Below are 8172 nucleotides of genomic sequence, written 5' to 3'. Positions count from 1 at the left end.
CTCGCTTAAAATATTATGTCACTACAAAACGATTTCGGCGACCACCCCTAGCAACCATGCGGGTTTGCGGGGTGTCACCCCCCGAAAATCGGCAAAATCGGGGGGATAGCTGTTAAACCCGGGCTAAAAGTGCAATTCTCCGCCCGCGAGGGCGCCGGCGGCGGCCAGCCGCGCGATGGTCGGCTGCAGGTTGAGCCCGGTCGCCTTGCGCAGCGCTTCGGCGCGCTCCTTCAGCAACTGCGCCTCGACACTGACTTCCTCACCGACCGCGGCGAAGGCGATCACGTTGCCGCTGTCGCAGGAGGGAAAGACGCAGCAGCGATCGTCGAAGGCCTTGGCGATGCGCTCCTTGCTGGCGAGAAAGCCGCGCGAGCGTCCGAACAGATTGACCGAGAGCAGTCCCGTTTCCGAGAGGTGCGCGCGGCAGGCGGCGTAGAAGGGCGCGGTGTCGAGCGCGCCGGCACGTGCGTTGGCATCGAAACCGTCGAGCAGGATCAGGTCGTAGTGGGTGTCCGTGCGCAAGAGGTAGTCGACGGCGTCGGCGATCACCACCTGCAGGCGTGCCGGATCGTCCGGCAGGCGGAAGTGCACGCGCGCGGCGACCTCGACACGCGGGTCGATCTCGACCACGGTGATCCGCGTCTGCGGCAGGTTGCGGTGGATGAACTTCACCAGCGAACCGGCGCCCAGGCCGACCAGCAGCGCATTGCGCGGCCAGGGGGCGTCGCGCAAGAGCAGCCCGGCCATCATCTCGCGCGTGTAGGCGAGTTCGAGGGCGAACGGGCGGGCGACGCGCATCGCGCCCTGTACCCACTCGGAGCCGAAATGCAGCGAACGGACGCCTGCTTCCTCGCTGATGTCGATGCTGTAGCGTGCCATGGCTTTCCTCCGCGCTGTGCCTATTCGTTCGCCGTGTGCTTGGCCGATCCGGCAGGTGAATCCGAGTTGGCGTCGGTACCGTCGCCGACATAGGCCGCGACCTCGCCGACGATGAGTAGCGCCGGTGCCTTGACCGCGGCTGCTGCGATGCGCGCCGTCAGCGTCGCCAGCGTCGCCGCGTGGATGCGCTGGCGTGCGGTGGCGCCGCGTTCGATGATCGCGATCTTCGTTTCTCCCGGCATGCCGTGCGCCAGCAACTCGCGTTCGATTTCGCCTGCGTTGCGCACGCCCATGTAGAAGGCTACGGTCTGGCCGGGGCGGGCGAGCGCTTCCCAGTCGGGATCCTGCGCACCGGGCTTGCTGTGGCCGGTGGTGAGGACAAGCGTCCGTGCGTGCTCGCGGTGCGTCAGCGGGATGCCGGCGGCGGCGGCACAGGCGGCGGCGGCGGTGACGCCGGGGATGACCTCGACCGCAATGCCGGCGGCACGCAGTTCGTCCATCTCCTCGCCGCCGCGACCGAAGATGAACGGATCGCCGCCTTTCAGCCGCGCGGTGCGCTTGCCCGCGCGTGCCAGGCGGACGAGCAGCGCGTTGATCTCTTCCTGCGGCAGGGTGTGCTGCGCAGCGCGCTTGCCGACGTAGATCTTCTCGGCGTCGGGGCGGGCGAAGTCGAGGATCTCGTCGCCGATCAGGTTGTCGTAAACCAGCACGTCGGCCGACTCGATCGCGCGCAGTGCGCGCAGCGTGAGCAGGTCGGCGGCACCGGGCCCGCAGCCGACGAGGACGACGGGCGCCGGGGCCACGGCTATTTTTTCTTGCGGCAAACTCATGGGGACTTCTCCAGTGTGCGGCACGCGCGGCGGTCGCTGCACGAGGCCGCCGGCGCGGGGCGTTCTTTCAGCGGGCCGCGTCTTTCGTTTCTGCCGGCGCGGACAGTCGGGCGAGCGCAAGCGTGACGTGCTTGCCGTCGGCGGCGCGGAACTTCTGTTTGGCGACGACGAGTTCGCCGCCGCCGGCGGCCAGCCGCGCCGCCGCTTCGGCGACCGAGGCGCTGCCGGCATGGCGGGCCGCCCGTGCCGACGGGTTGGGCACCGCGACGGTGGCGAGTTGATCGGCGGCGAAGAAATGCAGCGGCCAGCCCCGTGCTGCGGCGAACTCACGCAGACCGGCTTCGTCCGCCTTGATCTCGCTGCTTGCGCAAGCGTCGACCGCGCCCGCGTCGATTCCGGCGGCGGCCAGCGTCGCCGCGACGGCCGCGGCGATAGCGTCCGCCGTAGTGTCACGGTCGCAGCCGATGCCGAGCGCGAAGCGCTCCAGCGAGCTCGTACGGCAGCGCCGGGTCGCGGAGAGGATCCATACCGGGTTCTCGGCCGCGAAGCGACGCGTCGACAGGATCGGCACGCTGCGCGATGCCTGCAACTGCAGCATCTCCCAGTCGGCCAGCCCGGCCTCCTGCGCGCGCTCGAGCGCCGCCGTCGCGGTCGCCAGGTTGTCGAGCGTGACCAGGTTGATGACCAGCTTCCCGCCCGCGCGCAGGCGCGCCAGCGACAGCGCGATCAGCGCGGCCAGTTCGCCGCCCGAACCGCCGATGAAGACGGCGTCGGGGCTGGGCCAGGCCTCGATCCCGGCCGGCGCGCGACCCTGGGTGAGCGCGTAGTTGCCGACCGCGAGCCGGCGCGCGTTGTCGAGTGCGATCGCGGCGTCGGCCGGGTTCTTCTCGATCGCGTAGACGAAGCCTTCGCTGGCGATGCGCGCGGCCTCGAGTCCGACCGCGCCCGATCCGGCACCGATGTCCCAGACGATGCTGCGGCGCCCGAGCGCGAGCTTGGCCAGCGAAACGGCGCGCGCCTCGAACTTGGTCATCAGGCCGCCCGGTGCCGATCCACCGGCCGCGCGCGGCTGGCGGCAGCGGAAGGCGCTGTCGTCGAGCCCGAACAGTCGTTCGTCAGCCGCCGACGGCGCTGCCGCGGCGGCTTCGTCGCGGGCCTGCCGGTCGGCGTGCTGGGAATCGTGGTCGGGAGAGAGGCCGTCGTCGGCGCAGGAGTCCGGGCCGCGCGCAGGCTGTTGTTGCGGGGAGGGGGGAGGCAAGGGAGGACTGCTCATCGGTAGGGTGCAGGGGGCTGCACCGCGGGACATGATCGAACGCCTAAGCGATTGATCGGGCTGCGCATTTTACGCGTTTCCGGGGCGCCCGGGCAAGCCGTCGGCAGTGTATGCTTCGGCTGCAGCGATCGCTGCACCTTCGCGTGAAGAGAGTCCAATCAGATGAACCCATCCCCCGGCAGCACGCCGTTCGCAACGCTGACCCCAGACGCGCTGCTCGACGCCCTGGTCGCCGTCGGCCTCGACCCGGACGGCCGCCTGCTCTCGCTCAACAGTTTCGAGAACCGCGTCTATCTCGTCTGGATGGCCGACGGCTCGGCGCGGGTCGTCAAGTTCTACCGCGCCGGGCGCTGGTCGGACGCGGCGATCCTCGAGGAGCACGACTTCGTACGCGAACTCCTCGCCAAGGAAATCCCGGTAGTGGCGCCGCTGGTGCTCGACGGCCGTACACTGCACCAGGTCGGCGACCTGCGCTTTGCCGTCTATCCACGGCAGGGCGGGCGCAGCCCCGAATTCGAGCAGCCGGAGACCCTGCGCCGCATGGGGCGCGCGCTCGCCCGCCTGCACTGCGTCGGCGAACTGCATCCCTTCGTCTCCCGGCGCACGCTCGACCTGCACAGCTTCGGCGAGGAGCCGAGCGATTTCCTCTACGCCGGTCGCTTCCTCCCGGATGAACTCGATGAGGTCTATTTCGGCGTCGTCGACCAGGCGCTCGACGGTGTCCTCGACGCCTACGAGCGCGCCGGTGCCATCGGACAGTTGCGCCTGCACGGCGACTGCCACGCCGGCAACGTCCTGTGGACCGAGAGCGGCCCCTATTTCGTCGATTTCGACGACTCCTGCATGGGACCGGCGGTGCAGGACCTGTGGATGCTGTTGTCGGGCGATCGTGGCGAGCAGGAAGGGCAACTGCGCGAAGTGCTCGCCGGCTACGAGGAATTTCGCGAATTCGACCGGCGCGAACTCCACCTCGTCGAGGCGCTGCGTACCTTGCGCCTGATCCACTATTCCGGCTGGCTGGCGCGACGCTGCGACGACCCTGCTTTCGTCCGCGCCTTCCCCTGGTTCAACAGCACGCGCTACTGGCAGGAGCGCATCCTCGAACTGCGCGAACAGATTCCGCTGATGCAGGAAGCGTCGCTGCGCGTGTGAAAGCTGGCGGCTGCTGTCTCCGGACTATCCTTTCCGGCTAGGTCGGTAGCATAATGAGGGGTGCGCAAGGAGAGCTGCCATGGCCTACCTCATCACCCCGCAACAACTCGCCGCCATCGCCGGCAGGGAGACGCCGCTGATGGCGAGTCTCGCACTGTGGATGAACCGCATCTGTCCCGAGTACGAGATCGACACGGCGAAGGAGTATTGCCACTTCCTCGCGCAGGCCTGTCACGAGACCGATCACTTCCGGACCCTGCGCGAGTACGCGTCGGGGAAGGCTTACGAGGGACGGCTCGACCTCGGCAACACCAAGCCGGGCGACGGGGTGCGCTTCAAGGGGCGCGGCATCTTCCAGACCACCGGCCGCGCCAACTACCTGCAGCTGGGGATCAGGAAGGGGCGCCGCGACCTCTTCATCAACAACCCCGAACTGCTCGAGCAGGCCGAGTATGCGGTGTGGAGCGCCTGCGAGTTCTGGCAGACGAGAAGCCTCAACGACGTCGCCAACCATGCCGACGGCGACATCCTGAAGAAGAAGCTCAGGGGCAAGGTGACCGAGGTCTCGCCGGTCGAGTACATCAGCATCACCATCAACGGCGGCGACCGGGGAATGGCCGAGCGCAAGAAGTACTACGCGATCGCGCAGCAGGTCCTCGGAGAGGCGTCCGCCGTGCCGGCCGTGCGCGAGCTTGCCGAGCTGGCCGGACCGAGCCTGCGTGACGACGAGCCTGTGCACGGGGCTGCCAAGGCGGTGCGGAAGCGCGACAAAAAGGCAGCCAGGAAAGCGGCCAAGAAAGGCGACAAGAAAGCAGCCAGGAAGGCGGCGAAGAAGGCCGCGAAGAAGTCAGCGAAGAAGGCTGCAGGGAAGCTTTCCGCAAAGTCGCCCGCATAGGCGGCCGGCTGGCCCCTGCGCGAGGACGACTCGCCGAGATGATGTCCTGGCAGACCTTTCCCCACGAGGCGGACGTCGGCGTCCGCGGCTGCGGCGCCACGCTGGCCGAGGCCTTTGCCGGTGCGGCGACGGCGCTGACCAGCGTCGTCTGCGCACCAGCGGAGGTGGTGGCCAGGGAGTCTGTCGCCATCACCTGCCGGGCGCCCGACCGCGAGCTGCTGCTGGTCGACTGGCTCAATGCGCTGATCTACGAGATGGCGACGCGCCACCTGCTCTTCTCGCGCTTCGAGGTGGCGATCGCTGGGGGGGAGCAGGGGAGTGAGCAGGGGAGTGAGCAGGGGATTGGACGCGAGCTGACCCTCAAGGCGACCGTCTTCGGCGAAGCGATCGACGTCGCGCGGCACCAGCCGGCAGCGGAAGCCAAGGGCGCGTCCTTCTGCGAGTTGCGGGTCGCCCGTGCCGATGACGGCAGTTGGTGCGCCCAGTGCGTGGTCGATGTGTGAAGCCCATGGCCGGGTCATGCACAGGCCGGCGTGGCGAGACTGTGTCGAGAGCGTGGCGGTGCGTGAACGGTGCGGGGGCCGGGAATCTTCCTGCAAGGAGAGGTGATGGACACGGCTGAACTGAAGCGGCGCAGCGAATACGAGTGGGAAATACCGCGCAGCGGCGGGATGCGCGTTCCCGGCGTCATCTTCGCCGCGCACGAGCTCGTCCTGGCGATGGACGAAAAGGTGCGCGAGCAGTTGCAGAACGTCGCCAGCCTGCCGGGGATCGTCGAGGCCGCGTACGCGATGCCCGACGCGCACTGGGGCTACGGTTTCCCGATCGGTGGCGTTGCCGCCTTCGACGCCGACGAGGGCGGTGTCGTTTCTGCCGGCGGCGTCGGCTTCGACATCTCCTGCGGCGTGCGCACCCTGCACACCGGGCTCAAGATCGAACAGCTGCAGGGCAGCGTGCGCAGGCAGCTGGCCGACCAGCTCTACGCGCGCATCCCGGCCGGGGTCGGCAGAACCGGCGCCCTGCACCTGTCGGCGAAGGCGATGGACGCGATGCTGCGCGGCGGCGCCGCCTGGGCGGTCGGCGAGGGCTACGGGACGGCGGCCGACCTCGGGCGCATCGAGTCGGCGGGGCGGATCGACGGCGCCGACCCGGACGCGGTGTCGGAGCAGGCCAAGAAGCGGCAACGCGACGAGATGGGCACCCTCGGCTCGGTTTCCCTGATTGAGAAAAATCGCGTCCGAAATTGTCAATCTCTCCGCTGAATCAATGCTCTTCAGCTGAGCGGACCCGGAAGCGCGATCCCATTTATAAGAAAAATATATTACATGATTCGACCGCCCGGGCGCTGTGGGCAACCCGAAGGGTTGTCCAGCAGCGCAGGGCGGAAGGCTGTGGGTAACTCGCGGACCCCGAAGGGGCTGTCCACGGGTCGCCGGCAGGCGACCGGTGGGCAGGCGAGTTATCCAGCAGCCTTGGGTAGACCCGAGTTTGCAGAGCGCCCTCGCGTGCGGGCCTTGCTCTTCTTGAAGTAGTCACACTGCTCTTACTAGTCTTTCATTAGGGCGCACAGTTGGCCTTTGAGCTCGGCTGCGAGCGCTTCCACCTGGCGAGCTTCGCTCTTGGTTTGCGAGAGCTCCTTACTCGTGGTGTCCAAGGCGCCCCGCAAGGTCCCGACTTGCCCTCGAAGTCTGCCAGCCTCGTGGTTCGCCTCGCGTGCTTCGCTTTCCGCTCTGGCGAGCCGTATCTTCAGGTCCTCGACTGAGTCTTGGCTTTGCTCTAGACGTGCGGTTGTCACTGCCGCTGTTTGGTCAGCGGCTACCCGGGCAGTACGTTGGCCTCACAGTATCTTAATTATGAATGAGTGTTCTGGTAATGGCCGCGGACATCGCCGCCAGCGGTGGGACTTCAGTCGAAGCCGTATTCTACTTTTCGCTAGGGAAGCAGTGATTTAATCGACGCCGCCCATGGCAGGCGTCGGGCGGCGTCGATTAAATCACCGTATCCGGAACTGGCGAAGTTCTATATCTTCACCAAACTACTACTCAAGTATTTGCCACAGAAGAAGGACTCGCCGCCAGAGGAAATCCTCGCTATGGTGGTTATCGACAAGTTCCGCCTGGAGGAAAAAAGGGCTAAATTTCGCGGATTGTCTTGAGAATGCCTTCATCTCCAGGGTACCTCGAATAACCCGAGGTTTTGAGTAAACTCCGCCGCGAAATGACGACTGCAGCAGAGCTCGGTTCATTTTCTTCAACGAATCGCCGCGTTCCTCGGCAGTGTCGCCCCGTTTTCTACGGGAATCGTGTTGGGCAAGCGCGATTCGGCCCACTTTGGGCGTCAGAAGGCCTCGATTCCGGCCTTTCGGAAATACACGAGTCGCTTCAGGTTGTAGCAGGTCGCCATCATCGTCATCGCAAAGTTCGCTCGCGCCTGGCCGATCGTGCGAATCAGCTTCCCGCCCATCTGTTCGATGGCCGCAAACACATGCTCGACCCGGGCACGCGTCTTGGCGATTCGGGTGTTCCGCCTTTGCTGACACTCGGAGAGCGGCTTGTTGCGCTTGCCCTTCCTCTGGATCTGGTTCCGATAACCCTCCTCTTTCAGCCAGTCTTCGCGAGACTGGGACGTGTAGCTCCGATCCGCATAGACGTCCAGACTCGTGTTGAGCCGGTCGAACACCTTGTCGAAGTGCTGGCTGTCGTGGGTGCTGGCCGTATCGGTCTCGAACTTGCGGATCGCCTTGTACTTCTTGTCGACGTTGATCGAGAGCTTGTAGCCGAAGTGGGTCTTGCCGTGTTTCTTGGTCCAGGTCGCGTCAACGTCCTTCTGCCGGCGTTTGGCCGGTTTCCAGTCTGCAGGCATCGCACCGTCCTTGACCAGTTGGTTCTCCTCCCGGCTGTTACGCTGCTTGGGTGCAGGCACCAGGGTGGCGTCGACGATCTGGCCGCCCCGAGCAATGAAGCCCCGCGCGAGCAGTTGTGCCGACACACCGTCGAAGAGTACCTTCGCGCCCGCCTCGCCAATCCGATTCTCAAACGTCCAGACGGTGGTGCGGTCGGGAATGTTCGTTGCCGAGGCCAGACCGCAGAAGCGCTTGTAGCTCATGCGATCGAGCAGTTGATACTCCATCTGCTCGTCGGACA

8 protein-coding genes are annotated in these 8172 nt (G+C 66.4%); 4 read left to right on the top strand and 4 right to left on the bottom strand.

What is annotated here, in order from left to right:
* Positions 1-123: 123 nt before the first annotated feature.
* The 3 genes from CCR84_RS10605 to cbiT all read right to left on the bottom strand — a co-directional run bounded on the left by CCR84_RS10605 (position 124) and on the right by cbiT (position 2967).
* Positions 124-879 carry a fused MFS/spermidine synthase gene (locus CCR84_RS10605; protein WP_201212049.1) on the bottom strand — a complete coding sequence of 252 codons (756 nt, stop codon included), beginning with the start codon at positions 877-879 and terminating at the stop codon, positions 124-126.
* Positions 880-899: 20 nt separating this feature from the next.
* On the bottom strand, positions 900-1709 hold the full coding sequence (gene cobA, locus CCR84_RS10600; RefSeq protein ID WP_201212047.1) for a uroporphyrinogen-III C-methyltransferase: 810 nt from the start codon (positions 1707-1709) through the stop codon (positions 900-902).
* Between the two features lie 67 nt (positions 1710-1776).
* Complete coding sequence (gene cbiT / locus CCR84_RS16795) at positions 1777-2967, bottom strand: precorrin-6Y C5,15-methyltransferase (decarboxylating) subunit CbiT (protein WP_338052597.1); 1191 nt, start codon at positions 2965-2967, stop codon at positions 1777-1779.
* 177 nt (positions 2968-3144) lie between these two features.
* Here cbiT and CCR84_RS10590 point away from each other — a divergent pair, with 177 nt between their 5' ends.
* From CCR84_RS10590 to CCR84_RS10575, 4 genes are all read left to right on the top strand, one after another.
* Positions 3145-4134: a serine/threonine protein kinase gene (locus CCR84_RS10590; RefSeq protein ID WP_201212045.1), complete on the top strand. Its 990-nt coding sequence runs from the start codon at positions 3145-3147 to the stop codon at positions 4132-4134.
* Positions 4135-4213: 79 nt separating this feature from the next.
* Positions 4214-5029 (top strand): glycoside hydrolase family 19 protein, encoded by an 816-nt coding sequence (locus CCR84_RS10585; protein WP_201212043.1) that lies wholly within the window; start codon positions 4214-4216, stop codon positions 5027-5029.
* Positions 5030-5067: 38 nt separating this feature from the next.
* Positions 5068-5532, top strand: coding sequence for an archease (locus CCR84_RS10580; protein ID WP_201212041.1), 465 nt, complete (start codon positions 5068-5070; stop codon positions 5530-5532).
* 105 nt (positions 5533-5637) lie between these two features.
* Complete coding sequence (locus tag CCR84_RS10575; RefSeq protein ID WP_201212039.1) at positions 5638-6291, top strand: RtcB family protein; 654 nt, start codon at positions 5638-5640, stop codon at positions 6289-6291.
* Positions 6292-7366: 1075 nt separating this feature from the next.
* Here CCR84_RS10575 and CCR84_RS10570 read toward each other — a convergent pair.
* A partial coding sequence (locus tag CCR84_RS10570; RefSeq protein ID WP_201212037.1) for an IS5 family transposase occupies positions 7367-8172 on the bottom strand: 806 nt, incomplete at its 5' end.

The organism is Rhodocyclus purpureus (genome assembly GCF_016653115.1).
GTDB lineage: Bacteria > Pseudomonadota > Gammaproteobacteria > Burkholderiales > Rhodocyclaceae > Rhodocyclus > Rhodocyclus purpureus.
Note: the sequence above shows the minus strand (reverse complement) of the source record. Positions and strands in the feature narration are given on the sequence as shown.